This is a genomic window from Streptomyces sp. WAC07094 (assembly GCF_036320405.1).
Taxonomy (GTDB): domain Bacteria; phylum Actinomycetota; class Actinomycetes; order Streptomycetales; family Streptomycetaceae; genus Streptomyces; species Streptomyces lannensis.
In genome coordinates, this window is the sequence record NZ_JAVMJZ010000002.1 from 33598 (window position 1) to 60164 (window position 26567).

23 protein-coding genes are annotated in these 26567 nt (G+C 69.9%); 21 read left to right on the forward strand and 2 right to left on the reverse strand.

Going from position 1 to position 26567, the window contains the following annotated elements:
• Positions 1-26: 26 nt before the first annotated feature.
• From RCR19_RS38205 to RCR19_RS38220, 4 genes are all read left to right on the forward strand, one after another.
• Positions 27-1571, forward strand: a complete 1545-nt coding sequence (locus tag RCR19_RS38205; protein WP_331269697.1) for a phage tail sheath subtilisin-like domain-containing protein — start codon at positions 27-29, stop codon at positions 1569-1571.
• 114 nt (positions 1572-1685) lie between these two features.
• Positions 1686-2129 (forward strand): phage tail protein, encoded by a 444-nt coding sequence (locus RCR19_RS38210; RefSeq protein ID WP_059131189.1) that lies wholly within the window; start codon positions 1686-1688, stop codon positions 2127-2129.
• Positions 2130-2167: 38 nt separating this feature from the next.
• On the forward strand, positions 2168-2593 hold the full coding sequence (locus RCR19_RS38215) for a hypothetical protein (protein ID WP_331269698.1): 426 nt from the start codon (positions 2168-2170) through the stop codon (positions 2591-2593).
• Positions 2590-2745, forward strand: coding sequence for a DUF6760 family protein (locus RCR19_RS38220; RefSeq protein WP_331269899.1), 156 nt, complete (start codon positions 2590-2592; stop codon positions 2743-2745). The genes RCR19_RS38215 and RCR19_RS38220 overlap by 4 nt, the downstream gene beginning before the upstream one ends.
• Positions 2746-4262: 1517 nt before the next feature.
• Here RCR19_RS38220 and RCR19_RS38225 read toward each other — a convergent pair.
• Positions 4263-4454 (reverse strand): hypothetical protein, encoded by a 192-nt coding sequence (locus RCR19_RS38225; RefSeq protein ID WP_331269699.1) that lies wholly within the window; start codon positions 4452-4454, stop codon positions 4263-4265.
• A gap of 1540 nt (positions 4455-5994) precedes the next feature.
• Between RCR19_RS38225 and RCR19_RS38230 the strand changes: the two genes are divergently transcribed.
• The 10 genes from RCR19_RS38230 to RCR19_RS38275 all read left to right on the forward strand — a co-directional run bounded on the left by RCR19_RS38230 (position 5995) and on the right by RCR19_RS38275 (position 14424).
• Entirely contained in the window at positions 5995-6222 is a 228-nt protein-coding gene (locus RCR19_RS38230; RefSeq protein WP_331269700.1) for a hypothetical protein, read from the forward strand.
• Positions 6223-6271: 49 nt separating this feature from the next.
• Positions 6272-6709: a phage tail protein gene (locus RCR19_RS38235; RefSeq protein WP_331269701.1), complete on the forward strand. Its 438-nt coding sequence runs from the start codon at positions 6272-6274 to the stop codon at positions 6707-6709.
• Positions 6709-7446 (forward strand): LysM peptidoglycan-binding domain-containing protein, encoded by a 738-nt coding sequence (locus tag RCR19_RS38240; protein ID WP_331269702.1) that lies wholly within the window; start codon positions 6709-6711, stop codon positions 7444-7446. The genes RCR19_RS38235 and RCR19_RS38240 overlap by 1 nt, the downstream gene beginning before the upstream one ends.
• A 37-nt stretch (positions 7447-7483) precedes the next feature.
• The gene (locus RCR19_RS38245; RefSeq protein WP_331269703.1) at positions 7484-9337 is read left to right on the forward strand and encodes a VgrG-related protein; all 1854 of its coding nucleotides are present in this window, start codon (positions 7484-7486) and stop codon (positions 9335-9337) included.
• Positions 9337-9744 (forward strand): GPW/gp25 family protein, encoded by a 408-nt coding sequence (locus RCR19_RS38250; RefSeq protein ID WP_059131193.1) that lies wholly within the window; start codon positions 9337-9339, stop codon positions 9742-9744. Before RCR19_RS38245 ends, RCR19_RS38250 begins: the two co-directional genes overlap by 1 nt.
• A 5-nt stretch (positions 9745-9749) precedes the next feature.
• Positions 9750-11702, forward strand: a complete 1953-nt coding sequence (locus RCR19_RS38255; protein WP_331269704.1) for a putative baseplate assembly protein — start codon at positions 9750-9752, stop codon at positions 11700-11702.
• Positions 11699-12250: a phage tail protein gene (locus tag RCR19_RS38260; RefSeq protein ID WP_331269705.1), complete on the forward strand. Its 552-nt coding sequence runs from the start codon at positions 11699-11701 to the stop codon at positions 12248-12250. Before RCR19_RS38255 ends, RCR19_RS38260 begins: the two co-directional genes overlap by 4 nt.
• Positions 12251-12678: 428 nt before the next feature.
• On the forward strand, positions 12679-13548 hold the full coding sequence (locus RCR19_RS38265) for a hypothetical protein (RefSeq protein ID WP_331269706.1): 870 nt from the start codon (positions 12679-12681) through the stop codon (positions 13546-13548).
• 163 nt (positions 13549-13711) lie between these two features.
• Entirely contained in the window at positions 13712-14203 is a 492-nt protein-coding gene (locus RCR19_RS38270) for a DUF2975 domain-containing protein (RefSeq protein ID WP_331269707.1), read from the forward strand.
• A complete protein-coding gene (locus RCR19_RS38275) occupies positions 14203-14424 on the forward strand; it encodes a helix-turn-helix transcriptional regulator (protein WP_331269708.1) in 222 nt (73 codons plus the stop codon). Before RCR19_RS38270 ends, RCR19_RS38275 begins: the two co-directional genes overlap by 1 nt.
• Positions 14425-14721: 297 nt before the next feature.
• Here the strand turns inward: RCR19_RS38275 and RCR19_RS38280 are convergent, their stop codons facing one another.
• Positions 14722-15567: a helix-turn-helix transcriptional regulator gene (locus RCR19_RS38280; protein ID WP_331269709.1), complete on the reverse strand. Its 846-nt coding sequence runs from the start codon at positions 15565-15567 to the stop codon at positions 14722-14724.
• Positions 15568-15712: 145 nt separating this feature from the next.
• Here RCR19_RS38280 and RCR19_RS38285 point away from each other — a divergent pair, with 145 nt between their 5' ends.
• From RCR19_RS38285 to RCR19_RS38315, 7 genes are all read left to right on the forward strand, one after another.
• The gene (locus RCR19_RS38285) at positions 15713-16561 is read left to right on the forward strand and encodes an SDR family NAD(P)-dependent oxidoreductase (RefSeq protein ID WP_331269710.1); all 849 of its coding nucleotides are present in this window, start codon (positions 15713-15715) and stop codon (positions 16559-16561) included.
• Between the two features lie 920 nt (positions 16562-17481).
• Positions 17482-20322 (forward strand): BTAD domain-containing putative transcriptional regulator, encoded by a 2841-nt coding sequence (locus RCR19_RS38290; protein WP_331269711.1) that lies wholly within the window; start codon positions 17482-17484, stop codon positions 20320-20322.
• Positions 20323-20468: 146 nt separating this feature from the next.
• Positions 20469-21455 (forward strand): NAD-dependent epimerase/dehydratase family protein, encoded by a 987-nt coding sequence (locus RCR19_RS38295; protein WP_331269712.1) that lies wholly within the window; start codon positions 20469-20471, stop codon positions 21453-21455.
• Between the two features lie 270 nt (positions 21456-21725).
• On the forward strand, positions 21726-21974 hold the full coding sequence (locus RCR19_RS38300; protein WP_331269713.1) for a hypothetical protein: 249 nt from the start codon (positions 21726-21728) through the stop codon (positions 21972-21974).
• 874 nt (positions 21975-22848) lie between these two features.
• Positions 22849-23760, forward strand: coding sequence for an SCO0930 family lipoprotein (locus RCR19_RS38305; protein ID WP_331269714.1), 912 nt, complete (start codon positions 22849-22851; stop codon positions 23758-23760).
• 305 nt (positions 23761-24065) lie between these two features.
• Complete coding sequence (locus tag RCR19_RS38310; RefSeq protein ID WP_331269715.1) at positions 24066-24740, forward strand: DUF4232 domain-containing protein; 675 nt, start codon at positions 24066-24068, stop codon at positions 24738-24740.
• Positions 24741-25068: 328 nt separating this feature from the next.
• A complete protein-coding gene (locus RCR19_RS38315; protein ID WP_331269716.1) occupies positions 25069-26508 on the forward strand; it encodes a hypothetical protein in 1440 nt (479 codons plus the stop codon).
• The last annotated feature ends 59 nt before the right edge of the window (positions 26509-26567 follow it).

Consider the following 26567-nt stretch of genomic DNA (forward strand, 5'->3'; position numbering starts at 1 on the left):
AAGCTGTCGTACAAGGAGAAGCCGCTATGCCCACGTACCTCTCCCCTGGCGTCTACGTCGAGGAGGTGGCCAGTGGATCGCGTCCCATCGAGGGGGTTGGCACCTCGGTGGCCGCCTTCGTGGGCCTTGCGCCGTCGGGGCCGCTGAACGAGGCCGTCCTGGTCACCAACTGGTCGCAGTACACGTCGACCTTCGGGGACTTCACCGAGGACTATGCCCTGGCGCATGCGGTGTACGGATACTTCAACAACGGCGGTACGACCGCGTATGTCGTGCGGGTCGGCGGTGGGGCCTCCGGCGCAGGCGAGCGACCCGCGCTTGCCGCGGCGCAACGACAGGCGCCCCTCGGCACCTTCCGCGTGACGGCTCTCGAGGGGGCGAACCTGGGGGGTGCGCCTCAGGTGGAGGTGTCGGCCCCGGCCGGCGAGGGTCCGGACGACCGGTTCACCCTCACCGTCAAGGACGGCGACAAGGTGCTGGAAACCTTCGACGTCTCCTCGAAGAAGGGCAACCGGAACTACGTCGTCACGCAGATCAAGCAGCGGTCCAAGCTGATCGCTGTGGAGGAGACGGCCCCGGCGACGCAGATCGCCCGTCCCGACAACGGGACGGTCGCCCTGGAGGCCGCGCCGTCCTCGCTGCCGGTGCCCTCGCAGGAGAGCCTCACCAGCGGCCACTTCCTCGGCGACGCCGCCGACCGTACGGGCTTCGGCGGACTGGAGGCGCTGGATGCGGTCACCATGGTCGCGGTCCCCGATCTGATGGTCGCCTACGAGCGCGGCGCCCTTGATATGGACGCGGTGAAGGCAGTGCAGCTCGGCATGATCGCCCACTGCGAACTGATGGGTGACCGCATGGCGATCCTGGACCCGCCGCCGGGCATGAACGCCAAGCAGATCCGGGACTGGCGTCAGGACACCGCGGGCTACGACTCCTCGCACGCCGCCCTGTACTACCCCTGGGTCAAGGTCCTCGACCCCTCAAGCGGCCGGCAGCGCCTGGTTCCGCCCAGCGGTCACATGGCGGGCATCTGGTCCCGCAACGACTTCGAGCGCGGGGTGCACAAGGCGCCCGCCAACGAGATCGTCCGCGGTGCAGTCGACCTGGGCCTGCAGATCACTCGCGGGGAACAGGACCTGCTCAACCCCATCGGCGTCAACTGCATCCGCGCCTTCCCGGGCCGGGGTATCCGGGTGTGGGGAGCGCGTACGGCCGCCTCGGACCCGGCCTGGCGCTACCTGAACGTGCGCCGGTACTTCAACTACCTCGAGGAGTCGATCCTCGCCGGCACGCAGTGGGTGGTGTTCGAGCCCAACGACGAGGCCCTGTGGGCGCGGATCCGGCGCAACGTCTCGGCGTTCCTCGTGAACGAGTGGCGTGCGGGTGCGCTCTTCGGCTCCCGGCCCGAGGAGGCGTTCTACGTCAAGTGCGACGCGGAGACCAACTCGCCGGAGTCGGTGGAGTCCGGCCGCGTGGTGTGCGAGGTCGGCATCGCTCCCGTCAAGCCCGCCGAGTTCGTCGTCTTCCGGCTGGCGCAGTTCTCCGACGGCACCGGCGAACTCGCCGAGTAGCACCTCCGGTGCCGTGTGTGCCGGCCTCGATTGCCGGGCCGGCGCACTCACGGTGCACAGCCACGGACCATTTTCCTTTTGTTCGGTTGATTCCAGAAAGAGAAACGAACGATCATGTCTCTCCAGCCTGGTGATGCGCTCGCCTCACACAATTTCGGCCTGCAGATCGACGGCGTGATGGTCGAGTACCTCCAGGAGGTCAGCGGCCTCTCCGTCGAACAGGACGTCATCGAATACCAGCAGGTCTCGGCGGACGGAAAGCCCGTCATCAAGAAGATGCCCGGTGTGCGCAAGGCCGGTGAGTGCACGGTTACCCGAGGGATGACCGAGTCCAGCGCGTTCACCACGTGGATCAACGATTCCATAGCCGGGAACATGGGCGCCGCACGCAAGAACGCCACCATCATGATGATGGACTACCAGAACAACCCGGTGAAGCGGTACAACATGCGCAACGCCTGGTGCAGCAAGGTGGAGACCAGCGGAGTCAAGGCCGGCGACACGTCGGCGCTGACCGAGCAGGTGACCATCACCTTCGAAGAGCTGGTCATCGAGTGATCAGGCGCACCGCCGCTCGTGCGGGGGTCGAGTCGGCGATGGCAGCGCCGGATCCCGAGCCGGTCAAGCCGTCACCGCCCGCCTCGGCCCCGGCGCCCCTTCGGACGGAGTTCGCGTTCGAACTTCCCCGTGGATACGTCGACGAATCGGGTGCCGTCCACCGATCGGGAACGATGCGTCTTTCCACGGCACGCGATGAACTGGTCCCTCTCCGGGATGTACGCGTCCAGGAGAACCCGGCGTATCTCTCGGTCGTCCTGCTCGGCAGGGTCATCACCCGCCTCGGCACGCTCCCGTCCGTTCACGACGGGATCGTGGAGAACATGTTCGCCTCGGATCTGGCCTTTCTGCAGGATTTCTACCGCCAGATCAATGCGGAGGGCCATACCAGGGCGGCGGTGTCCTGCCCTCATTGCACCGAGTTCTTCGAAGTGGACCTGGCCGGGAGCCGCCTGGGGGAATAGCGACGTACGCGACCGACCGTCTGCACGACGAGGTCGCGTACCTCGCCTTCCATCTGCACTGGGGGCTCGAGGAGTTGTTGGACCTGGAGCACGCGGATCGCCGTCTCTATGTGAAGCGGAGCGCGGCATTGGTGAGCCGCGCGGAGGAGTGAGTTGAGTTGAGCGGTTTCCTGGCAGGGATCTGGGGCCGGGTGTTCGCAACCGTGCCGGGCACCGAGGCTCACGACAGCCGTCTTCCGGAGTCGCCCTTTGTAGGTCCGGCCGACCGGCCGGACCTACAAAGGGCCACCGGCGGTCAGTGGCAGTCGGCTGCGCCGGTCCAACGAGTACTCGACGGTATGGCGCCCGTAGTGGTGTCGCACAACCTCGCGGCGCATCTCGCGACCCACGGGAACCCCGCCTTGACCGGGGGAGAACCTGCCCCGGGGAGGGGGATGCCGGTTCTGGACCATAGCTTGCGCACGCCTGACGACCGCACCCACAGCGCCTGGCGGCGGACGGAGACAACCGCACCATCGGCTGCGCGATCGGGCGTACGGGCAGGCAACGGGGGATCGGGCTTTCCGTCAGCGGGCGCTGTCGGCAGTCCGGCACCGGTGGAGGTCCCGTCGCCGGGGCCCGCGGCGCCGCGGTCGACGACACCGACCGGTGCTCCGGCCTCTCCTTCGTACACCCAGGCGGCTGCGGCTCAGGGCGCGCCCGAGCCGCGCAAGGCGTCGGTGCAGCGCGTGACGCGGGCGACGGCCGTACGTTCCGCACGATCCCCCTACCTCTCGGCCCCGCCGGTCCCCGCCGGCCGACGGCTGACGGCAGTTGTGGCCGGGGCAGAGGACCGCTCCCTGCGCGTCGGTCCGGTGCCCACAGATCCAGCCCATGCAGTCCTTGAACCATCGGCTCCCCGGACCAGGAGCACCGGCGGGTCCACGCCGACAGCCGACCCGTCCGCATCCCCGGAACGTCCCGTCCCGTCCGCGCCCGCGACTGACACACCCGTGTCAGTCACGGCCCACGCGAAGCCGCCTGGGAGCGACGCGGTCCGCGTCCCGCACGCTCCGGCTTCTGCCGTTGTGCAGCGCAGGGCGTCGCAGGGCGACGTCCCGGCAACCCGGACCGGGCACGCCGTGCGGACCGCGCTCTCCCCGCACACCGAGCACACCGATCACGCCGAGCACACCGATCACGCTGTGAAGACGACGCCGACAGTGCACGCAGCGCCGACCTCGGACACAGAATTGCCCGCCCGCAGCCGTGGCAGCCGAGACGCAGGCGACGAGAACGCCCGAGCAGGCGAACTTCCCCCGACCACACAGCCGGTGCACTCACAGGCCACCGGCGGCGACGCCGTTGCACCGATGCCGGCGCAGACGGTCGTACCCGACACCGCGGTGCAGCGCTCGGTGAACAGGGACGTACGCATGCCGAGCAAATCCTCGGTCCCAGGGCAGCGGGCCACCGTCGTGCATCCGACGGCACCAGGCGCGGCCCCAGGTATGTCGACCACCCCCGCTCGTGGGGCCGGTTCCCCATCGTCCGGCCTCGGTCTCGGCGCCCCCCTTCGGCAGCAGCGGGAAGTAGCCCCGGCTCAGGACACCGTCCCTGTGCAGCGAACGCCCGCACCGGGTAGCCAGGTTGTGCAGGCCCCCCGATCCGTGACGCCCGGAGGAGCGCATCAACTCGGTCTCGGTGCGCCGCTGCGGTCGCGGTCCTCCAACTCCGGTGCGTCCGCACGGCCGGATGGCCAGGCCGCGAATCCTGCCTTCCCCTCGACCGCGTCGGCGTCCAGGCCGACGGTCCAGCGCTCCGCCCTGCAGCGCCGGGACGAGGCGGCCACCATCCCCCGTCCGGCCCGGACGACAGGCACGGAGCCCTCCATTGCGGCGCCTGTCCTGCCGGCGCCCACTGACAATCCGGCCGCCCCGTTCCGTGCGTCGACGCCGGCTTCGGCGAACCGGACGGTCAGGAGACCGGCGGCGGACACGCGAGCCACGGCTCCCGAAACAACATCGTCGGAGACCCCACACACCAAGCCTTCTCACCCGGATCCTGCCGGCCCCGGTGCGGCACAGGCCCTACGCCCGGCATCACCGCATGCGGTGGAGCCGGCGCTCACGCCTGCCGAGCGGACCGCGCCCGATCGGGAGCGAGGCGCCGTCATTCAGCGCCGACTGCGTTCAGGTGCAGGGGAGTTCGGAAGGAACCACGTCGCAGTGCCGGAGCGAAGGGACGCCTCGGCTTCCGCTATGCCGGGGGTGGCCCGCTCCCTCGCGTCGAGCAGCGAGTTGGTCGGTACGCGTCTGCAGCGCAGCACCATCGCTGAGGCGATGTCGGCGGGCCCGTCCCCGGCCCCGGGTGTAGCCGTCGTGGGACCGTCTCAGACCGGCCGCACCGAACGCGTCGGCCGGGAGACATCAGCCAGCGGCAGCCACACGCTGCCCGCCGCTTCGGGCGGCTCCCTCGACACGGGCCGCCCGACCACCCCGCATGCGGTCGCTCGCACCACACCTTCCTCCTCTGCGGCACCCACCACGGGTCATGTACAGGGAAGTCCCGCCACGGCCTCCGGTCGGACCTCGCCCGCACAGCCCACCGCATCCCTCGCCGCCGTGCAGAGGCGAGGCCCGCTGCAAGGCGCCGGGCGGTCCACACCGCAGACCCTCCGTCCTGTCGCCGCCGCGGCCATGCCACGAGTGCTGACCGTGCCGGTGCAGCGCTCCCACGCCGGGACACCGAGCCCGCAGGCGATCTCGCGGTCGACTGCCGTGCCGGGTAACGCCGTTGACGCGGGTTTGCCCGGCGCTGCGGGTCGCGGCCTCGGGCAGGGCCTAAGCCGGGGTATGGACCCAACTGTCGGGTGCCCGGTACACCCGGTTCGCCCGCCGCTGGTCCGTCCGCGTCCGGTCACCGTGGCGTCCGAGCGCGTCGCCGCACCCTCTCCACCGCTGGTCGTGCAGCCAATTCGCGGCCAGGCGGCGCGCCCTGTATCTGTCGTGGGTCCCGGTGGCCCTGCGACACCGGAGCGCTCCCGCGTCAACGCACCTGCTCCGGCGCCCGGTCCGCTGCCGCCTGCCCCGACGACGCCCCCCAGCTCGGGCACAACCGCTGCCGCGCCTCCGTTGCTGTCCCGTGGCCAGGCGGCGCCGGTGCGTACTCCCACAACTTCTCGGCAGGATGCCGCGCCGCACCGGCCGTCACCGGCCCCCGCCGCCCTCTCCCGTACGCCCCGTGCAGTAGCGGCCCCCTCCTCTCCTGCCACCGTCCAACGGGCCCGCCAGCCATCGCGGGCAGCACAGCCGATCGCCCCGTCCGCGCGACGAGCCACCTCGAGCGCGCCCCCCGTCGGGCCGGGGACCGCGCAGACGCCCGGACCGCTGCCTTCGGTGCCACCGGAGCGTTCCCCGGCCGTGCAGCGTCAGGGGCAGGGGCAGGCGTCCCCCGCGCAGCGCAGCCCTTCGGCCCCCGGCCCGGGCGCCTCGACGGCTGCGGGCGGCTCGGGGCCCGCACTCCACGCACTGCCCCCCGAGTCGCTGGACGCACTCGCCCGGTCCCTTCTGGAGCCCCTGTCCCGCCTCCTGCGTTCCGAACTGCGCGGTGACCGCGAGCGCATCGGCCGCCTCCGCGACACGCCCTGACGCGCATCCCAGCCTCCGAGAACCACCCCACGACGCAAGGACCCAGCACATGCCCACCCCTCAAGACCCGGCCTCCACCGTCTTCTTCAGGCTGTCCATCGACGGCCTGGATCTCGGTCTCTTCAACAGCTGCGAGGGGCTTGCTTCCGAGGTGCAGGTGGAACAGCGAGAGGAAGGGGGCAACAACGGGTTCGTCTGGCAACTGCCCTCCAGGATCACGTACTCGAACATCCGGCTGACCCGTCCGCTCACCCCCGACACCGGCAAGGCCGCGGCCTGGATCTCCTCCATCGCCACGGGCGTCACCAGGCCGACGGGGCAGATAGCCGCCCTGCGGGCGGACGGTTCCGTGGTCGCGCAGTGGGGGCTCGTCGAGGTGCTGCCCGTACGGTGGCAGGGCCCGAATCTGGACCCGGCGAGCCCCGGAGTGGCGACCGAGACGCTGGAAATCGCCCACCACGGCTTCACCGACGCCCAGGGGGCCTGATGTCGCCGGCCACGGGCAATGCCAACAAGAGTCTTGTGCGGGCCCGGCTCGCCATCCACCATCCGCCGAGTGGGTCCAGCCGCACCATGGGCGGGCGGATCGGCGAGGTCGAGTTCCAGTTCAACCCCCATCAGATGGAGCTGTCGCGCTCGGCGTCCTGGTACGCGCAGCGCGCCGTCGGCTTCGACCGCGGCGCGCAGCAGGAGTTCTCAGGAGCAGAGCCGGCCTCGCTGTCCCTCGAAGTCTTCCTCGACGCCTCCGCAACGCCTGGAAGCCCACGTGTGCGCCAGCAGGTGGAGAAACTGCTCTCGTGTTGCGAAGTGGATCCGCAGACGCTTCCGACCAACCGGCCCTCCCCGCCCTGGGTGCGCTTCTCGTGGGGCGGATTCAGCACGGTCCAGTTCACGGCGTACGTCGAGAGCGTCAACGCCGCCTACTCCCTGTTCAGTCCGACCGGCGAGCCCCTGCGCGCCACCTGCCGCATGTCCCTGAAAGAGATCCCGACACCGACGAAGGGGCAGAACCCGACCTCCGGCACCCTGCGGACCCAGCGGGTCCATCGGGTGGTCGCCGGTGACTCCCTGCCGTCCCTGGCCTGGCGCGAGTACGGCAATGCCACGCAGTGGCGTGCCATTGCCGAAGCCAACGGCATCGACGACCCCATGCGGCTGCGCCCCGGCACGGAGCTGCTGCTGCCGCTGGCCGACGACCTGCGGCGGGGCGGTGCGTCGGCATGACGACCGCGCGGGCAGGCTCAGAAGTGAAGGCTCATCCATGAAGTCCTATACGACCGTCCTGAAGGTGAACCTCGCAGGCGCACCGCTGCCCGATCCGGTGGCCGGGCGGCTGGTCTCGGCCTGGATCGACTCGAGCGTGAATGTGCCGGCCGCCTTTCGGCTCGTCTTCAGCGATCCCGCGCGCGATCTGCTGGGCCTGCTGCCGTCCCTCACGGTCGGCGCGAAGGCGGAACTGGTGCCGTACACGGACGGCACGTCGGGTCGCCCCCTGGTCACCGGCGAGGTCACGGCGCTGGAGGCCGACGCAGACGGCCTGGGCAAGTCGCTGATCGTCCGTGGGTACGACCCGGGCCATCGGCTGCTCCGCAACCGCCGGGTCGCGGGCTACCCGAACATGACGGCCGCCGACATCGTGCGGCGACTGGCCACTCAGAACGGGCTGACGGTGGGGACGGTGGACGCGACCCCGACGGTCTATGAACTGGCGACCCAACCCAACCTCACGGACTGGGAGTTCCTGTCGCGGCTGGCCCGTGAGAACAACGTTCATCTGTACTTCGACGAGGAGGGACACCTCCAGTTCACGGCCCTGCGCACCGCCGCGGGCGCCCCGTCCGACAGTACGCCGGCGGCACAGAGCCCCTACGTCGTGGAGTTTGGCGTCAACGCCACCAACAGCCGGGTCGCCGTCACCGCGGCCGGACAGGTGCCCTCGGTCTCGGTGCGCGGCTGGGATCTGCAGACGAAGCGACCGCTGTCCGCCGACGCCCCCGCGACCACCACCAAGGACATCCTGGCGGACATCACACCGGGCGAGATGAGCCGGCCCTTCGGGCAGGCCTCGCTCACCGGCACCGCGGTCCCGTACACCACCCAGGCCCAGGTACGGCAGGCCGCCCAGGCGCTTGCGGACGACGTCACCGCGTCCTTCGCGGAGCTCGAGGTCGCCGTCGACGGCAACCCGAAACTGCGCCCGGGCATCCCCGTGGCGCTCAACGGCGCGGGAGCGCCGTTCGAGGGGAAGTACACGGTCACCGGTGTCCGGCACGTCTTCGCCTCAGGCGAGCAGTACACGACCTGGGTGCAGGTAAGCGGTCGTCAGTTCCGTTCCCTGTACGGCCTGGCCGCAGGTCAGCAGCAGGCGCCGACGATGCCGGGGGTGGTGATCGCCGTCGTGAGCAATATCAAGGACCCGCTGGGCATGGGCCGCGTCAAACTGCGCTTTCCCTGGCTGTCGGATTCCTACGAGAGCGACTGGTGCAGGGTTGCGCAGTTCGGCGGTGTGCGTGGTGGCGGGCTGATCCTGCCGGAGGTCAACGACGAGGTGCTGGCCGCTTTCGACCGGGGCTCACTGGAGCACCCGTACGTCCTGGCCGGACTCTACAACGGCGTCGACAAGCTTCCCCGTATTCAGGAGGGCAGCCCGCCCGTGGACCCGACCAGCGGCTCCGTGAACTGGAGGAAGCTGGCCTCGCGGAGCGGGCAGGCAGTTGAGCTGCTGGACGACGCCCGCCGGGCACAGGGCGTACGACTGCGGACCGGGGACGGGTCGCTGACCGTCCACCTGGACCAGAACCGCACGAGCGTCACCGTCAGCAGCGACGGCAGTGTCTCCATCCGGGGTGCCCGCGGCGTCGACATCAAGGCGGGCGGAGACCTGAACCTGACGGCCGGGCGAGCGGTGAACATCTCGGCAGGAGCTGCGCTGAACCTGAAGGCCGCGGGCAAGGTCGGCCTGGCGGCCGGTGGAGCCGTCTCGGTCGACGCGGTCGGCGTCGCCAGCATCAAGGCGGCCGGTGCGGTGTCCCTGACCTCGGCGGCGAACGCCTCCGTCACGGCCGCGACGGTGACCTTGACGGGTGTCACACTGCGCAACGGGGTGCCCTTCTGATGGCCGAACAATTCGTCGGCGCCGGCTGGGCGTTTCCACTGCACACGGACGCTTCCGGTGCCATCGCCCTGGTGCGACGTGAACGGGAGATCGAGGAGGCCATTCGCCTGGTGCTCGCCACGGCGCCCGGTGAACGCCCGATGCGCCCCGAGTTCGGCTGCGCCGTGCACGACCTGGTGTTCGCACCGGTCAACGAGGCGACCGCAGGCCGTATCAGTTACGAGGTACGCACCAGCCTGGAGCGTTGGGAGCCCCGCATCGAGGTGGCCGAGGTCGCCGTGACGGCGTCCGACGACGACCCCTCCGTACTGCTGATCGACGTCAGGTACGCGATCCGCGGCACCAGCAACCCGCGCAGCCTTGTCTTTCCCTTTTATGTGATCCCGTCCAGCGAAGGCGACGTGTAAGCCCGATGCCCCTGCCCACCCCGCATCTCGACGACCGGCACTTCCAGCAGTTCGTCGACGACGCCAAGCGCTACATCCAGCAGCGTGCCCCGGAGTGGACCGACCACAACGTCTCCGATCCCGGCATCACGCTCATCGAGGCCGTGGCCTACATGAGCGACCAGCTCATGTACCGGCTGAACCGGGTACCGGACAAGAACCACCTGGCGTTCCTGGACCTGCTGGGGGTGACACTCTTCCCTCCCTCGGCGGCCCGGGCCGATGTCACCTTCTGGCTGTCTGCGGCCCAGCCCGAGCCCGTGCTGCTGCCGGCCGGCACCGAGGTCGCCACCATGCGCACCGAGACGCAGGAGGCGATCGTGTTCACCACCGAGCGCGACCTGCGCGTGCCCTCGTCCTCCCTGGAACGCGTACTGCGCCAGGAGAACAGGCAGAGCCCGCAGGACCGCACCAGCGCCGTGCTGGGTAACACCAACGTGCCCGCGTTCTCGAAGAAGCCGCAGCCGGGCGATGTCCTGCTGTTCGGCCTGTCCGCCGCCGTACCGGACTGCGCGGTGGTGCTTGTCCTGGACAGCCAGGTGGACGGTGTGGGTGTGGACCCTCGCCAGCCACCGCTCGCCTGGGAGGCGCGTACGGCCACCGGGTGGGAGCCCTGCGAGGTGGACGAGGACACGACGGGTGGTCTCAACCGGGCCGGGGAGGTCGTGCTGCACGTGCCGTCCGGGCACACGTTGTCCCAACTCGGCCAGCACGAGGCGGGATGGTTGCGGTGCCGGGTACTGGAGCCGGCTCAGGACCAGCCGTTCTACTCCGCTACCCCCACCATCCGAGCGGCTTCCGCCTACACCATCGGCGGCACCGTCCGGGCCGTGCACGCGGTCGAGGTCCGCGACGAGGTGCTCGGCGAGTCCTCGGGAGCCCCGGGGCAGCGGATGCAGCTCGGGCAGGTGCCGCTGATCGCCGACGACCCGCTGGTCGAGATCGAGGTGACGGACGGCGACGGGTGGCAAGCGTGGGAGGTGGTCTCCGACTTCGCCGCTTCCGGACCGCACGACAGGCACCTGATGGTGGACGCGACCACCGGGGAGGTCGCCTTCGGGCCCTCCGTGAGACAACCGGACGGGAGCATGCGGCTGTTCGGTGCCGTGCCCGCCAAGGGCGCCGTGGTGCGGGCCACGCGGTATCGGACGGGGGGTGGGCGCCGCGGCAACGTCTCCCGGGCTCAGCTGCAGGTTCTGCGCAGCTCGATCCCGTACATCGCCCGCGTGGAGAACCGGGAGGCCGCCGGCGGCGGAGTCGACGGGGAGAGCGTCGAGGAGGCCAAGGTCCGGGCGCCGATCGCACTGCGGGCTCAGGAACGCGCCGTCACCGCACGGGATTACGAGGAGCTTGCCCGGCAGGCGGCGCCCGAGACCGCTCGGATCGTGTGTGTGGCCGCGGAACCCGAATCGGATGGGGTGGGTGCCGTCCGGGTTCTTGTGGTGCCGGACGCCGTGCCGGACGCCGGTGGCAGACTGCGCTTCGAGCAACTCGTACCCAGCGATGCCCTGCTGGAGCGGGTGACCCGGCATCTGGACGAGCGGCGGCCCCTGGGCACCCGCCTGGCGGTCGGACCGCCCTACTACCAAGGCGTCTCCGTCACCGCGACCCTGCACGCCTACCGCAGCAGGCCGGCACAGGAGGTCCGGGCGGCAGCGCTCGACTGCCTTTACACCTACCTGGATCCGCTGACCGGTGGAGCGGAAGGCAGGGGATGGCCGTTCGGCCGTCCCCTGCGGACGGGGGACGTCTTCGCCGCGCTGCAGCGTGTCCCAGGAGTGGAACTGGTCGACGACGTCGAGCTGTGCCCCGCCGACCCGTTGACCGGGCGCCGCGGCGACCCGACCGACCGTATCGACCTGGCGGGATCTGCCCTGCTCTTTCCGTACGACCACCGGATCCGCGTGATAGGAGCATGATGAGCACCCTCTTCCCGGCATCCCCCCACCCGCTGCGGGACCAACTACCGGGTGTCTACGCACAGGACACGTTCGCCGGGGTGTTCGCGGACGGTCTGGACACGATGCAGGGGCCGGTCCTCACGACGCTGGACTGCCTGGACGCCTACTTCCGGCCCGGGCTCGCACCCACCGACTTCCTCGACTGGATCGGCGCCTGGGTGGGAGCCGAACTGCAGGACCTGATGTCCGAATCCGCGCGCCGCGAGGCCGTCGCCATGGCTGTGGTGATGCACCGGCGCCGAGGAACCGCCCAAGGACTGGCCGCCGCCGTCCGGTTGGCCTTCGGGGTCACACCGGACATCACCGAGAGCGGCGGCGCGGCCTGGTCCGCCCGGCCGCGCGGCCGCTTCCCCGGCAACCCCCTGCCCTCGCTGCGCGTGGTCGTGCGGGTGCCCGACCCGGCGGCGTTCGACGCCCGGCGCCTGGAGTCCCTGGTCGCCGCGGCCCGCCCCGCACATATGCCCTTCACCGTTGAGGTATTGAGCGAAAGGTCTGACAACCGATGAGCGAGAAGGCGACGTCCGACGGCCTCTGCCCGGTGTGCGGGACGCCCGGACCCGAGGGCGGGGAGTCGTTCTGCGACGTGTGCGGCACGCTGATCGACTGGGACGTGCCAAGGACTCCGCAACCCGTCTCCGGCTCCGCATCGTCACCGGCGACTCACGAGGCGGGACCCGACCGAGAGCCCGCCGCCTCAGGTGCGGACCCGGTGGCGGCCGGTTCTCCATCAGGTGTGGCACCGTCCCCGTCGCCCTCCGCCGGCGGGAGTACGTCCGGGACGGGTGGGAAGCCGCCGATGGCAGCGGGAGAAGCCACCGAGGGCGAGGAGAGCCGTCCGGGGCGACGGAGCGGCTCCCCGGCCGGTCCCAAGTCGGAGGCGGGCTCCGAGCCGGATCAGAAAGAGGGGGAAAGCGGTGGCGGTGAACCCGTTACCGTGGGAGATCCCGAGCGCGTACGACCTGACGGCGACAACGGCGATGGTGGCCGGCAGCGGGCCCGGGCTCTGCTGGTGCCCGTACCGGATGCGGAGGGGGCGGAAGCAGGGGTGCCCGCCGTGCTGCCGGGACTCCCCGTTCCCGCGCGGCCGACCGTGCGGGCCCTGCAAGCGGACGAGGAGAGCGGCATCACCTGTCCACGGTGCGGGGTGGAGAACCGTTTGGATCGCGCATTCTGCCGGAACGACGGCACACCGCTCGACGGCCGGACGAACCAAAGAGGCCAGGACCCGGGACTGCGGCGGCAGCGCCTCGCGGGCTGGCGCCCCCGGATCCCGTGGAAGCGCGTACTGACCATCGCGGGGATCGTCAGCGCGGTGATCGGCGCGGCATTGCTGACCCCCCTGGTGATCCGCACGGTCAACGACCACTTCAGCGATCCGGCCCCGCTGCCACCGGCCGCGGTGAGCGCCTCGAACGCCGACGCCGCGCACCCCGCGCAAGCTGCCTTCGACGGGGTCAGCAACAGTTGGTGGGGGACCGGGTACTCCGGCGACTCAGCCGGCCAGTACCTCCAGGCGAACTACGGCCGGCCGGTCAAGCTGGAAAAGATGATCATCACTCCTGGCGTCTCGCGCCAGGTCGAGGACGGCTCCCAGGCCCGCCCCGAACGCCTCGACGTGCTCCTCACGGATGCCCGGGGGCGCACCGCACTCATGCACTACGCGCTCGCCGACGGCGGTGTACAGGTCGTGGACGCGCACATGGACGACGTCGTCCAGGTCGACATGATCGTGCGCAGCGCCTACGGCACGGCGGAGAACAAGCAGGTGGCGATCGCGGAGGTGGAGATGTTCGGGCGGTCGTAGCGCCATGCCCCGCGCGAGCCGGGCACGGTCGCACAGGGCGGGGCGTGCGAGGGGCGGCGGTCTGCAACGGTGCCGCGAAGCGCTGCCCACCCCTCACCCCAGCCCTTGCCTCATCTATCGATATTCGATAGATTCCCATCGCAACTCGATGGAGGGATGGGTTATGGGAAAGCTGGCCGTGGGCGCGCTGCGCGCGGTGCTCGTGGTGGTGTTCGCCGGCACCGTGTTCGTACAGGCGGGGATGGTGTGGGTGCTGGTCAGCGGGAGCGACCCGGAGGACGGGTCCATCCCGCTGACGGCGCTGCGCGTGGTCACGATCCTGGGCATGGTGTCGGCCCAGGTCGCCCTGGTCTGCGTATGGCGGCTGGTGACGATGGTGCGACGCGGAACGGTGTTCTCCCATGCGGCCTTCCGGTACGTGGACGGCGTGATCGGCGCGATCGTGGCGGCCGCCCTCGTGTGGTTCACGGTCACGGCCATCAATGCGCCGGGTCAGCGGGACGATCCGGGCGTCTCCATCATCATGGGCGGGATCGGCCTGGCCATCCTGGGGGTGGCACTCATCGTGCTCGTGCTGCGGATGCTGCTCGCCCAGGCCGTCGCGCGCGACGTCGAAGCGGCGCAGATGCAGGCCGAGTTGGACGAGGTGATCTGATGCCGATCGTCGTCGACATCGACGTGATGCTGGCCAGGCGGAAGATGTCCGTGGGCGAGCTCGCGGAGCGCGTGGGGATCACGCCCGCCAACCTGGCGGTGCTCAAGAACGGCCGCGCGAAGGCGGTGCGCTTCGCGACGCTCGCGGCACTCTGCGAGGTGCTCAAGTGCCAGCCGGGCGAGCTGCTGCGCTGGGAGGCCGAGGACACCGCGAGCGGATGACCTGCCCGCGGGCACGGGCTTCCAAGATCATGGAGTTCGCGAGCCCCGTGATCCGCACGGAAGTCCGTGCCTGTTGGCGCATCGATGTCGAGGCCGCCTGCCTTTGACCGGCTCCGCAAGCATCTCGGACCGTGCGCGGCGGCCCCGGGTGGGTTGGAGCGACCGGCAGAGATGCAGACCTCACGATCCGCGCGGCGTACGGCCCGATCTGCTGTCCCTGAAGCGGCGCCTGCCGGCGGAGGCGACGGTGGCCTGCTGGCCCGCATCGACGGTGACGCGCTGGACCGGGCGGCGGGCTCACCGAGAAGAGCGCTGGGCGGCTAGCGGTCCCAGGGAACCGAGAAGTGTGAGGCGCTCCGCCGTCGGTGTGCCCGCCGCAGGCGAGAACAGGGCGAGGATCTGTGTGCGCTCCTCGTCGACGAGCATCTGGCAGTCGAGTTCCAGAAGGCCCACCGCGGGGTGCTGGATGCGTTTGCGTCTGCTGCGCATCACTCCCACCGAATGCAGACGCCACAGGGCCTCGAACTCGGGACTCGCCCGTAGCAGCCGTTCGACCAGGTCCTTCGCCTGGGTGTCGTCTCGGCGGACCGCTGCGGCCCGCAAGTCGGCGACGAGCGCCCGGGACTCCGTCGCGTGGTCCTGAACCGGATACCCGGCCCGGGCCCTGGGATCGGTGAACCACCGGTACACCACCGTGCCGGCGGCACCGCGCGGCCGGGTGAGATCGCCGAAGACGGCCCGTGCCAGGTCGTTCTGGACCAGGGTGGCACCGAGGTCGGTCATCACCTGAGCCGGGACGTCGGAAAGGCGGTCCAGCACACCGAGCAGGCTCGGTGCGACATGGTCGTCGGACCGCGTGCGGTCCGGTGGTGGGTGGCCGGACAGCCGGAAGAGATGGTCGCGCTCGTCCAAGGTCAGGCGCAGCGCCCTGGTGATCGCCCGCAGCACGCCCGGCGAAGGCTGCGGCGCACGATCCTGCTCCAGACGGGTGTAGTAGTCCGTGGAGATGTCGGCCAGGTGCGCGACCTCCTCGCGGCGCAACCCCGGAGTGCGACGGCGCCTTGTGCCTGGGAGGCCTACGTCCCCGGGGTCGAGCGCCTCCCTGCGCACCCGCAGGAAATCCGCCAGCTGCTTCGTGTCCACCCTTCGAGTCTGCGTCACAGCCGGACCGGCATCCAGAGACCGCCTATCCCTGGGTAAGGCGACTCTGCCTGACGGCTCCGATCGGCGAAACGCTGATTGCCGGACCGGGAGCCGCCCGGTTCGGATGACGATGGAGAAGATCCTCATGAGCAGGGCAATGACTTCCCGGACCTGGTTTCTCACCGGAGCGTCCCGCGGGCTGGGCGCACACTGGGCCGAGGCGATCCTCGCCCGCGGTGACCGGCTCGCGGCGACAGCCCGTGACAAGACGTCGCTGGCGCCGCTGTCCGAGCGGTACGGCGAGCGCTTCCTGCCCCTGCAACTGGACGTGCGCGACTCCGCGGCCGTTCGCGACGCCGTGCAGAGCGCTCAGTTGACGTTCGGCGGAATCGACGTGCTGGTCAACAACGCGGGTCACATGCTGACCGGCGCCGTCGAAGAGGTCGAGGAGGAACAGGCCCGGGCCCAGATGGACGTCAACTACTTCGGTGCGCTGTGGGCCACCCGGGCCGTGCTGCCCGGGATGCGAGAGCGCCGTGCGGGCAGGATCCTGCAGGTCTCCTCATTCGGGGGCCTGGTCGCCTATCCGGCGCTCGGCATCTACCAGGCCTCCAAATGGGCCCTGGAGGCGATGAGCGAGTCCCTCGCGGCAGAGGTGGCCGCGTACGGCATCCATGTCACATTGATCGAGCCGATCATGTTCCCGACCGGTCTGGCGGCCGCATCCCCGCAGGCCCGGCAGGACCCGGCCTACGCCCATGCCCGGCAGGCGCTGTACGCGGGGGCGGCAGCCAGCGGTCTCACGCCCGGCGATCCCGCGGCGACGGCCGAGGCCCTCCTCGCGCTCACGGAAACGCCCGAGCCGCCCATGCGGGTCCTGTTCGGGACCGGCGGCCTGGAGGCTCTGCGCACCGAGTACTCCGGCCGGCTCGCCGGGCTGGAGCAGTGGGACCACGTCGCGCGCCTCGCGCAGGGAAAGCCGAGCGGATCATGACCGGCTTCGACCGGCACGCCGAGCGGATCGTGAACCGCTTCGACCGGCACGCCGCGCGTACGACGGACGCCGCGCGAGCCTGACGCGCTGGGATGGCGGGGCGGTTAACCCCGGTGGACCGCCCGATCCACGGCGTCGATGCCCGATCCATGGCGTGGAGTCGACACACAGAGGTCGACTCCACACCGTGGTACGCCACGCCTGCGTGAGGAACCCACTGACGAGGCGGAGCAACCGCACCCTGGCGCACGGGACCGGGCACCTTGCGTGGCCAGGTCGTCGAACGGGGGTGCGTCAACATGGCATCTCCGTTCTATGTGCGAGCGGTGCGCTCGGGGAACAGTGGAGAGCGAACAGCCGTAACCCGGCCGCGGACGCCATCGCGTCAACGGAGCGTCGGAGGGCTGGCAGGCCGGTGCGCGTGGTGAAGCTGGGTGCGCGCCGGCCGCGAGCGACGTTATGGGCAAGGGCGCCCTGAACGACTCGTCGGCGACTCCTCGCGGCGCGCCGCTTCGTAACCCGATGCGGTTCGTGAGAGCTGTGGAAGCCACATACGAGTCGGGCAATCAATCAAGTTACCCAAAGGCGGTACGCGTGGCCATGCCGGCAGGCATCGTTCCTCTCCTCGAACGGGCGGAGGCCGAGGAGACATACGAGTGCATGGCCACCCTGTCCGCGGAACCCACGCACGTGATCGCCGTGGCGCACCCGCTTCCCACCGGTCGTGGGGGCAGGGGGAAGCCACCATTGCTCGCCGAAGGCCACCGGTCGTTCAGCCCGACTTGGCCGGCACATGTCCCGGCGCACGGTATCGCGGTGCCGCACTCGCGCGGAAGAGCGTTCGCACCTGCGGGAACGGGCGGACACGGTTCGGCAGGCGTACGGGGTGGGAAGCGCCGTGTTCTCAGGGAAGCCACGTGATGGAGCAGTTGCGTTTTGCCGTCCTGGGACCGGTGCGGGCATGGCGAGGAGCCCTGGAGGTCGACCTCGGTCCGCCTCAGCAGCGAGCGGTGCTGGCCGCGCTCCTGCTCGCCGAAGGCACCCAGGTGTCCATGGGCGAACTCATCGACGCGGTGTGGGGGACTCGCGCACCGGTTTCGGCGGCCGGCACGCTGCGCACCTATGTGCACCGTCTGCGCAAGGTTCTGGGTCCCGTCGGCGAGAGCGTGTCGTCCGTCCTGCAGTCCCTGGGGCGCGGTTACCGGCTCCACATCGGCCAGGACGACGTCGACTTCGGCGTATTCCACAGGCTGCTCGCCCGAGCCGAGTACGCCCACGACGCCGGCCATCTGAAGGAGGCCGCGGACCACTGGAGGGATGCCCTCGGCCTGTGGCAGGGGTCGGCTCTGTCGGGTGTCCGGGGTGAGTTCGCGGATGCCCAACGGCACAGGCTCGGTGAGCAACGGCTGTCCGCCGAGGCGATGCTGATGCGGGCCGAGATAGAACTGGGTTCGCACGTCCAGGCAGCCGGCGCCCTGGTCGGCCTCGTCCGGGACCATCCCCTGGACGAGCGCTTCCGGGAACTGCTGATGCTGGCCCTGTACCGTTCGGGGCGGCAGGCCGCAGCGCTGGCCACCTACCGGGAGGCGCAGGCACTCCTCGCCGACGAGCTCGGCGTCGACCCCGGACCGGGCCTGCAGGCGATGTACCAAAGGGTGTTGCGGGCGGACGGCGACCTTCTCGCACCGGCGGGGCCCGCCCGCGTGCAGCCGGCGGACAAACCCGCACAGGACCACCTCGCGGCGACCCCCGCCCAACTCCCGGCCGACCTGGCGGCGTTCGTCGGCCGTGAGGTCGAACTGGAGGCCGCCTCCGGCTTGGTGACCGGCGACGGCGCCGCCGTCAGCGTCGTCACCGGCATGGCAGGTGTCGGGAAGACCGCCTTCGCCGTCCACTGGGCCCGGCAGATCGCCGACGCCTTCCCGGACGGCCAGATCTACCTCAACCTGCGAGGCTTCGACCACGGGGGTCCTCCCGTCGCGTCCGAGCAGGCCCTGCGCACCGCGCTCGAGGCACTCGGCGCCAACGCCGGAAAGCTGCCGCAGGAAGTCGACGCGCTGGCGGCCCTGCTGCGGACCTGGCTCGCGGGCAGACGCGTACTTCTGCTGCTGGACAACGCACGCGACGCGGCCCAGGTCAGGCCCCTCCTGCCGGGAGAGCCCGGCTGCCTGGTCATCGTCACCAGCCGCAACCAGATGGCCGGCCTGGTGGCCGTCGACGGCGCCCGTCCGGTCCATCTGGACGTCCTCTCGGAGCCGGAGGCGCGGCGCTTCCTGACCCGGCGGCTCGGGCACGCCAGGACGGCCACCGAGCCCGAGGCGGTCGCGGACATCGTCGCGATGTGCGGCCAACTGCCACTTGCCCTGGCCATCACCGCGGCCCGCGCGGCGACCCGTCCTGCCATGCCGCTGTCCACCATCGCCACGGAGCTGCACGACAGCGCAGGCTGTCTGGACGCCTTTCGCAGCGGCGACTCCGCAGCCGACGTACGGGTCGCCTTCTCCTGCTCGTACCACGCCCTGGGGCCGGACGCCGCACGCCTGTTCCGGCTGCTCTCGCTCCACCCGGGGCCCGACACGGCTTTGGCCGCCACCGCGAGCCTTGGCGGCTTCTCCGTCTCCCACACGCGCCATCTGCTCGACGAACTGATCCAAGCCCACCTCGTGGAGGAGCGCACCCCGGGCAGATTCGCCCTGCACGACCTGCTCGGCGCCTACGCCTCGGAGTTGCTCCAAGCCACCGATCCACAGAACGAACGCGACGCCGCCCACCTCCGACTGCTGAACCACTATCTGCACAGCGCCGACAACGCACGGCAGTTCTTCAAGTCGGGCCGGGACGACATCGACCTGCCCGCCGTGCTGGCGGGCGTGTGTGTGGAAAAGGCAGGAAGCGAAGGCGGTGCCGAAGCAGCCAAACGATGGTTCAACGTCGAACACGCTGCGCTCATCAGCTGCATCGGCATGGCCTCCCGCGACCCGCAGCACGACGCCTACACCTGGCAACTGGCCTGGGTCATCAAGCAATACCTCGACCGACGAGGCCGATGGGGCGACATCGTGACGACCCATCGGGCCGCTCTGGACGCGGCGCTCCGGCTCGCAGACTCCCTCGGAGAGGCATTCATCCGCCGTGGGCTGGCGAGGGCGACGGCGACCCTCGGCCGTGCCGAGGAGGCCAGGGCGCACATGGCGCGTTCGGTGGAACTCTTCGTCGAGACCAAGGACCCCGCTCTCAGTGGTGAGGCCCACCGCCAGGCGGGCTGGCTCGCGGAACGGCTGGGTGACATCCAGAGTGCGCTGGGCCACGCTGAAAGAGCCCTCGAACTCAGCCGTGCAGGCGGCGACGCCGCAACCACCGCACGCTGCCTCAACGCCGTCGGCTGGTACCACGCCCTGCTCGGACACCACGAGCGGACCCTTCACTACTGCCTTCAGGCCCTGCCCTTGCACCAGGCGGCCTCCGACGTGTGCGGCTCGGCGGACACACACGACAGCATCGGCTACGCACATCACCAGATGGGCCAGTACGAAGAGGCCGTCGCCGCGTACCGAGAAGCCGTGGCCCGCTACCGCGGGATCGACGTTCTGTTCGGCAGCGCGGACACCCTCAGCCGACTCGGCGACACCTATATGAGCATGGGGCGTCCATGGGACGCGCACACCGCCTGGAATGAGGCTCTGGACGTCTTCGACGCACTCGGCCATCGACAGGCCGACGACATCCGGGGCAAGATCAAGGAATTGGGCGTGGACGGTTAGTACTTCAGTGCGACTTCAGGATCGACTGTTTGAATGCCTCGGGGGTCGACGTTATTGCCCGGATGTTGAGGTTGATCTCGCGGCTGACCATCTGCTGTCAGCGAATCGGCATGGCCGGGCGGTGATCCCGGTGCTTGTGTGTCGGTATGGAGATCCTGGTTCTGGGCGGAACGGCATGGGTGGCTCGGGAGCTGTCCCGGCAGGCGATCGAACGCGGCCATCGGGTGACCTGCCTCGCGCGTGGCGAGAGCGGAGAAGTCGCGGACGGAGCGAAACTGGTCGCCGCCGACCGGCGCGACCCGTCGGCGTACGAGCCCCTGCTCGACCGCGTATGGGACGCGGTCGTCGAGGTGTCATGGCAGCCGGGCTTCGTTCGTGGAGCGCTCGACGTGCTGGGCAGCAAGGCCGGGCACTGGGTGTATGTCTCGTCCGGCAACGCCTACGCCTCCCACGCCACGCCGGGGGCGGACGAGTCCGCGGCCCTGCTCGCCCCGACCGACCGGAGCGAGGTCGACCGCGAGTTGTACGGCGAGGCGAAGGTCGCCTGCGAGCAGGCGTCGACAGCCGCTGTCGATGACCGCCTCCTCATCGCACGAGCCGGGCTCATCGGCGGGCCGGGCGATCACAGCGGGCGCTCCGGCTACTGGGTCGCCCGCGCCGCACGCGATCCGCTAGGGCCGATGCTGGTCCCCGACACACCCGCCATGCCCACCCAGGTGGTCGACGTGCGGGACCTCACCTCCTGGCTGCTCGACTCCGCGGAGACGGGAACCACCGGCACGTACAACGCCGTCGGCCCGGTCGTGCCGTTCGAGGAGTGGATCGAGCTGTCCCGCGCCGCCGGCGCGCACACCGGTCCGGTGGTCACCGCCGAATCGGCGTGGCTGCTCGCCAACGGCGTGGCCCAGTACATGGGGTCCGAATCGCTGGCGATGTGGCTGGTTGAGCCGGGCTGGGAAGGGTGGTCGGCCCGGGACGGGTCCTCGGCGCGCGCCACGGGGCTGAGACACCGGCCCACGGCGGAGATACTGGCCGACACGTTGCGCTGGGAACGCGAGCAGGGGCTGGACCGGGAAAGACGCGCAGGCCTCAGCGCACAACGCGAGCGCGAGTTGCTCGACGCCCTCGGCTGACGGCACCGGGCCTTCCACCAGGTTATGATCCGAATCGCGAGCCATTTCAGGCGAGTTGGGCACCGGACCGCGGCCCGTTCCCACCAGCTCGCGCTGCTGTCGAACGTCGAACGGAAGAACTGCCGGCGGCTGGCCGAACACGCGGGCCACACGCGGCCCGAGCCGATGCGGCGTTTGCTGCGCCTCGCCCGCCGGGACGCCGGTGCGGTCCGTGACAGGACCTTGGTTCGGAGGACTCCGCATGCCGCCGGTCCCACATATATTCGCGTGGTGGACGAAGCCGAAGCGAGCGGTCAGGTGTGGAGGGACGAGGTTCGCATGCGCCCGACGGCGGAGCAGGATCGGGACGCGTTGGCACGGCTTGTCGAGGAGGACTCGGATCCTTTCGAAGTCGAACTCTACGAACAAGCGGCGGATCCTCAAGTGCTTTCGATCGACCGTGCTCAGAGGTCGTACGCCGGGCAGTACGCCAGGCACTTGCGGTGGCTTCAAGCCCGGCAGCAGCACAAGGGCTGTTGACCTGTAGCTTCCGGAACCGACGAGGCCGCGAACCCCAACGGGATCGGCGGCCGGGATGGGCGGCCTCGGCAGGGCCGGCGCCTCGATGAGACCGTTGCTATCCCGTTTCCGTCTGCCGGGGGAACGCGCTGCACAATACGCTTCGTCGGCTACGCCGGAGGCCGCACCCACGGGGCGAAGCGCTGACCAGGGGCCGTGTCGTCCCGCCAGTACCTCAGAACGGTCTCATGCACGACCTCGAGCCGTTCCGCGGCGATGAGGCATGAGATGGGTTCCTGACCGCCCGCGTCTGCATCGAAGGGGACGAAAACCGATGGTTCCTCACCAAGTCGGCGAGCGAGTCGCATCCGCTCCTCGCTCGTAGGCACGCGGAAGACCGGGTTGTGAAACGTCGTCGGGCAGCTGACGAAAACGGGATCACCGAATCCCAACTCCAAACCGTGAGAGTAGGTGAGGTCATGTCCGGCCGCCAGACGGAACTGCCCGGCGTTCCAGGTGATGACGTCCCAGTCCCACCAGGATCCTTCGGGTAGGTGGATGCCGACGTGCTGGCCTTCCCTGTCCACGATCAGCGCCTGCCGTTCGAGTAGATCGACAGGCTACACAGGGAGTCAGCAGTCGCAGTTTGGCTTTTTGCACGCCTGAGGCGTCTGGAGGGATTCGTGCCAGCGGGGGTGCGCCTCGGCTTCACCAAGACTCGTACGGGTGCATGACCGCGCACGGTTGTGGCCATCCGGCCCACGTGATGTGCCCTCGGGTACCTGGTCCGGGCGCCGGCGACTGGGAAAGGCTTGGCCTGAACCCTGTGGCTGCGGGGTCATGCACTGCGTAACTCCGTGACGGAGTACGTGCTCGATGAACTTGGGGAAGTGTGATGAAGAGCAACGCCCGGAACTCCTTGGCCATGGCCGGCGCCGCATTGCTGGCGCTGACCGCCCTGACGGCCTGCGGTGGCGGGACAGAGAACCAGACGTCTGCGGCCGCACAGCAGCCCGCGGCGAACGCCGCTTCCGGCAGCCCGTCGGCGACCGCGGCGACACTGTCCTCAGGTGAGGTGTCCGTGCGTGCCGACAACTCCCTCGGTGACGTCGTCGTCGACGGGAAGGGCATGAGCGTCTACGTCTTCGCCAAGGACACCAAGCCGGGTTCCTCGAGCTGCGAGGGCGAGTGCGCCGCACAGTGGCCGCCGGTCCCGGCGGGTGAAGCGAAGGCCGCGAAGGGCATCAACCAGGAGCTGCTGGGCTCCATCACACGAACGGACGGCTCCAAGCAGCTCACACTGGCGGGCAAGCCGCTGTACTACTACGCCAAGGACACCAAGCCCGGAGACGTCAACGGTCAGGGCGTCAAGGGCGCCTGGTACGCCTCCGCGCCCGACGGCTGGAAGGCCGGCGTCAAGCGCCCGGCCCTCGGAGTGCTCAACGACCCGAAGCTGGGGATGGTCCTTCAGGACAAGGACGGCCGGACTCTGTATCTGTTCACCAAGGACCAGCCGTGGCCCATGAAGACCGCATGCGACGCGACCTGCCTGCAGAAGTGGACGCCCACCGCTCCGGTCTCGGCCGCAGACGCCAAGGCCGCCGGACTCGATCCGAAGGCACTGTTCACTTTCACCACGCCTGACGGCACCCGGCAGGAGGCCTTCAACTGCTGGCCCGCCTACACATTCAAGGGCGACACCCGGCCGGGCGACATCAACGGCCAGAACGTCGGGGGCGTCTGGTTCGCCATCAAGCAGTCCATCACCATCGACCAGGGCAAGACGGTACCGGCCGCGAAGGGCTGAGGCACCCACCCCGGTTTTCCGCCGCCGAACCCAGCAGGCCGACCGAGACGAGCCGTCCCTCCTTGTCACGGGGGTGGTCTGCTCAGTCGAGGGTCTGGCTGGAACTCGATGTGGAGTCGGACCGTCTGGAACGGGGGCCGTCACAGGAGTCGGCGATGCAGGAACGCGACCAGAAGCGGTCGTGAATGCTCCCCGGGTTTCCATGCGGCCGGTGAACTCTTGTCGCAGGAGTCCGGGGGAGTGGGGACCTCCATTTGAACATGGCGGGGGATCCACCCTGTCACCGCACAAGAAGTTGGGTTTTCATGCACGTTGCGACCGTTCGTCGCGCCATACCCGTCCTCGTTCTGGCTCTCGCCGCGTTGACGGCCTGCGACAAGGATACGGCGGGCGCTTCCGGTGTCCCGTCGACCGATTCGTCGACAGCACTCTCCCCGAGTTCTGCGTCGTCGGCCGACCCTGCCGCATCGGACGGCGGCGCCTCCTCGGCATCCCGGAGCCGAGCCGGTGCTCAGGACGGCAGCTCCGACTCCGATGCGGGGCGCGGAGGCGACCCCCAGCGGTGCACGTCCGCACATCTCCGGGTCTCCGCAGAGAACGTGGATACCGCGGCCGGTACGACCCACTTCCAACTGGCCTTCCAGAACACGGGTGACTCGACATGCACGCTCACCGGCTTCCCCGGTGTGTCCTTCCGCGGCCGCGACGGCGCTCGGATAGGCAACGCCGCCGAACGTGACACGGACACTGCCGTGACCACGGTGACCCTCATCCCCAACGCCCACGCCGCCGCGGACGCTCAGGCTCCCAGCGGGCGCTCCGGCTACTCCGACGCGGAGTGCCGGCTGAAGAGCGTCTCGTTCCTGGGTGTCTTCCCGCCCGGCTCGAGGGACCAGATCGATGCGCCGTGGAAGACGGCCGAGTGCGGCAGCTCGGCCATCCACGGACTCAAGGTCGGCCCGGTCCACCCCATCCGCTGACCTCAGGGGTCCGGACACCTTCACTGGACTGCGGTGAGGGTGTCCACGAGGTCCGCCCGGAAGGGACGTCCGGGCCGATACGCCAGTGCGGTGGAGCAGCGGCCGGTGGTCGTCGGACGCGAAGCCGCCATCGCCGACATGCTCGGAGGACGACGTGCAGGGACGTGAACACTTGGCCGACGCCAAGCGAGGGCAGAGCGCGGTTGCAGCGGCCCGGCGTCAATCTGCCGTCGAGGGCCCGGGCGTGGCAGGGAAGCTAGGTGCTGTCTCGGCGCAGCAATTGTTGGCCTTGCAGCGAAGTGCGGGCAATGCCACGGCTGTTCGGTGGATGACGAGCACGAAGCCCGGCGGGCCGCCGCCGGCGGGGCCCTCGCTGAGTGCGGCCGCCGAGAAGGCGGGGGACGTCACTTCCGCCGGGGACGCGAACAACCAGTTCACGGGCGCGTCGGTCGCCGGTGGTTACAGGAACCCGGATGCGACGACGAATGCCGCGCAGTACGGCAGCGTCGTCGGCTCCGGCGTCGGAACGGTCACCTCGGCCGCGGGGCTCGTGGGTCAGGGCGTCAGGTTCCACCGTGCACGCATGGACAGGAAGAACGCCAAGCCGGGCACGGCCGAGGACCACGCGCTGGGCCGAGACATGAAGGCTGGCGCGGGAGGGACGGCCGAGCAGGGGTTGAGCTTCGTCAACATGTCCACCGGCTTGGCGGCCGCCGTGATGAACCTCAAGCATGTGGTCCAGGCGGCCGTGAGCGGAGTGGCCGCTGCCTCTTCCGGTATCGGAGTGGTCGCGGCGTCCGTTCAGAGCGTCCGGTTCATCAGAAAGGCGGACCGCGCGCGTCGGCGCGTCGCCGCGTTGCAGAGGCTGATGGATGACCAGAACAAGCCGAAGCAGGCACTGAGGGCGGCGAACGATCAGGTGGAAGCCCTGCAGAAGGCCGTGAACGACGGTCGGACCGACGTCGAGACGGCGGAGGCATCCTTCGAGAAGGCACTGTGGGAGCAGGCACAGCAAGAGGTAAGAGGGGCAGAGGTGGACTTCGCCCTTCTCGTCCGTCTCCTGGAACGGGCGGACCAGGCTCAGGCAGCGCTCGAGCGGGACCAGGCGGATCTGGAGGCCGCGAGGATCCGGCAAGAGGAACGCGCGGTCACTTCCGCCAAGATGCAGGACGCCCTAGAGAAGCAGACGGAGAAGGCCAAGCGTTACCGGGGCGGCGCGGTCGAGGACATCTCACTGCGTGACATTCAGGAGTACGCGGCACGGAAGAACAGCCGAGGCACCACCATGAAGGCCATCGGCGCCGTTGCGGGTCTGCTGGGCGTCGGCGGTTCCATCGCCTCGATGGTTGCCGGGGTGGTCCTCGCCGCCGGAGTGGCCGCCGGGGCCGGAGTCCTCGTCGCCACGCCTGTCGGCTGGGGACTCGCCGGCGCCGCCGCCACGGTGGCCCTGGGATCGGCGGGCTGGAAGACCTGGAGGTTCTTCCAGCATCGTTGGGAGCAGAGCGCCGCACCGGAGACTGCGGGTGGCCCCACCCCTTCGCGCCGTGACCGCCTGCGCAGGACGCTGGCCTTCTGGAAGGACGTGGGCCCGAACGAGCGAGACCAACATGCGGCGGCGCTCTACGAGATGGCGCGCGACGAGACGAAGCCCGAACGGGTCAAAGAAGCACGCGACACGCTCGTTGCCCTCGGTCTGAGCTGGGACGAGATGAAGGACGACTCGGTGAACGGGAAGAAGCTCATCGCTGCCAAGTTCGCCTCCGCGTAGGCACGTTTCGGGTGCGGCCGTGTCGTGGATGCGCGGCTCGGTCACTCACCCCTCACACG

Coding starts and splice junctions, on each gene's coding strand:
- RCR19_RS38205 (WP_331269697.1), top strand. CDS start 27: ATGCCCACGTACCTCTCCCCTGGCGTCTACGTCGAGGAGGTGGCCAGT.
- RCR19_RS38210 (WP_059131189.1), top strand. CDS start 1,686: ATGTCTCTCCAGCCTGGTGATGCGCTCGCCTCACACAATTTCGGCCTG.
- RCR19_RS38215 (WP_331269698.1), top strand. CDS start 2,168: ATGGCAGCGCCGGATCCCGAGCCGGTCAAGCCGTCACCGCCCGCCTCG.
- RCR19_RS38235 (WP_331269701.1), top strand. CDS start 6,272: ATGCCCACCCCTCAAGACCCGGCCTCCACCGTCTTCTTCAGGCTGTCC.
- RCR19_RS38240 (WP_331269702.1), top strand. CDS start 6,709: ATGTCGCCGGCCACGGGCAATGCCAACAAGAGTCTTGTGCGGGCCCGG.
- RCR19_RS38245 (WP_331269703.1), top strand. CDS start 7,484: ATGAAGTCCTATACGACCGTCCTGAAGGTGAACCTCGCAGGCGCACCG.
- RCR19_RS38250 (WP_059131193.1), top strand. CDS start 9,337: ATGGCCGAACAATTCGTCGGCGCCGGCTGGGCGTTTCCACTGCACACG.
- RCR19_RS38255 (WP_331269704.1), top strand. CDS start 9,750: ATGCCCCTGCCCACCCCGCATCTCGACGACCGGCACTTCCAGCAGTTC.
- RCR19_RS38260 (WP_331269705.1), top strand. CDS start 11,699: ATGATGAGCACCCTCTTCCCGGCATCCCCCCACCCGCTGCGGGACCAA.
- RCR19_RS38270 (WP_331269707.1), top strand. CDS start 13,712: ATGGGAAAGCTGGCCGTGGGCGCGCTGCGCGCGGTGCTCGTGGTGGTG.
- RCR19_RS38275 (WP_331269708.1), top strand. CDS start 14,203: ATGCCGATCGTCGTCGACATCGACGTGATGCTGGCCAGGCGGAAGATG.
- RCR19_RS38285 (WP_331269710.1), top strand. CDS start 15,713: ATGAGCAGGGCAATGACTTCCCGGACCTGGTTTCTCACCGGAGCGTCC.
- RCR19_RS38290 (WP_331269711.1), top strand. CDS start 17,482: ATGGAGCAGTTGCGTTTTGCCGTCCTGGGACCGGTGCGGGCATGGCGA.
- RCR19_RS38295 (WP_331269712.1), top strand. CDS start 20,469: ATGGAGATCCTGGTTCTGGGCGGAACGGCATGGGTGGCTCGGGAGCTG.
- RCR19_RS38305 (WP_331269714.1), top strand. CDS start 22,849: ATGAAGAGCAACGCCCGGAACTCCTTGGCCATGGCCGGCGCCGCATTG.
- RCR19_RS38310 (WP_331269715.1), top strand. CDS start 24,066: ATGCACGTTGCGACCGTTCGTCGCGCCATACCCGTCCTCGTTCTGGCT.
- RCR19_RS38315 (WP_331269716.1), top strand. CDS start 25,069: ATGACGAGCACGAAGCCCGGCGGGCCGCCGCCGGCGGGGCCCTCGCTG.